Below are 1,305 nucleotides of genomic sequence, written 5' to 3'. Positions count from 1 at the left end.
TGACCTGTCCTGAATAGAGTTGACACGTTCCGCCCCTTATCTTGGGAGAACGTGATGAATCAACGCATTAAACGCACCCAGCGGGACTACACCCTGGCCTTTAAACAGACGGTGGTAGACCAGGTCGAGCGCGGCGAGATGACCTACAAGCAGGCTCAGGCTCGCTACGGTATCCAGGGCCGCTCGACGGTACTACAGTGGTTGCGTCGCTATGGTCACCAGGACTGGCGTCCCGGGGCCACGGAGCGCGCCGCCAGGAGACCTGTCATGCCAAAATCGCCTCCGACCCCGGAGCAGCGCATCAAGGAACTTGAGGAGAAGCTGCGTCTGGCCGAGCAGAAGGCCCAGTTCTTCGAAGCCGTTGTCGATGTGATGGAGAAGGATTACGGGGTCACGGTAAAAAAGCGGTCCGGCAAGTCCTCACGCAAGAACGCGTTGCCGGATTGACCGTCAGCAGGGCATGTCGTTTTCTGGGCATCAGTCGTCAGGCCTGGTATCAGGCGCAGCGGACGCAACGGGAGCGAGCTGGCCGGGACCAGCGGGTTATCGGCTTCGTGCATGCGATCCGTCGTTGTCAGCCCCGGATCGGGGGCCGCAAGCTCCACTACCTGTTGCACCAGCAGGCTGACGTGAGCCTGCACCTGGGGCGGGATCAGCTGTTTCAAGTACTACGGGCTCACCGGCTACTGGTGCCTCGTCGCCGGGCTTACCACAAGACTACCCATAGCCACCATCGCTTCCGGCGTCACCCCAACCTGCTCAAGCCGGGCGCGGATCAGGTGATCGCCAGTCGCCCCAATCAGGTCTGGGTGGCGGACATCACTTACCTACCGACCCGCTCGGGCATGAGCTACGTGAGCCTGGTCACCGACGCCTACTCCCGCAAGATCGTTGGTCACCATGTGCATGAGAGCCTACGCAGCGAGGACGTGGAGCAGGCCTTGCGCAAGGCCCTGCGACAACGGTTCGGTGACCAGCCGTTGATTCATCATTCGGACCGAGGCATTCAGTATTGCTGCGATCGCTACCAGCGCCTGCACGCTCGTCATGGCATCCGCTGTTCGATGACCGATGGCTACGACTGCTACCAGAATGCCTTGGCGGAGCGGGTTAATGGAATCCTGAAAACGGAGTTCCTGTTGGTGCAGCCTTGGGACCTGGACCAAGCCCGCACCATGGTCAACGAATCGGTTGAAATTTATAACCGTGACCGGCCCCACCTGGCCCTGAAATACAAAACGCCCGATGCAGTGCATCGGGCGCTCTGAGGCGAAATTAGGTGTCAACCTATTTCAGGACTAGACA

Annotated in this window: 1 pseudogene; it reads left to right on the top strand. The window is 60.1% G+C overall.

What is annotated here, in order from left to right:
* The first annotated feature begins 54 nt into the window (after positions 1 to 54).
* A pseudogene (locus BM194_RS20380) lies at positions 55 to 1,302 on the top strand (IS3 family transposase).
* Positions 1,303 to 1,305 lie beyond the last annotated feature (3 nt).

The sequence above is a fragment of the Modicisalibacter xianhensis genome (assembly GCF_900113605.1).
Lineage (GTDB): Bacteria > Pseudomonadota > Gammaproteobacteria > Pseudomonadales > Halomonadaceae > Modicisalibacter > Modicisalibacter xianhensis.
The sequence above is the reverse complement of the archived record's forward strand: the minus strand, read 5'-3'. Positions and strand labels throughout refer to the sequence as shown.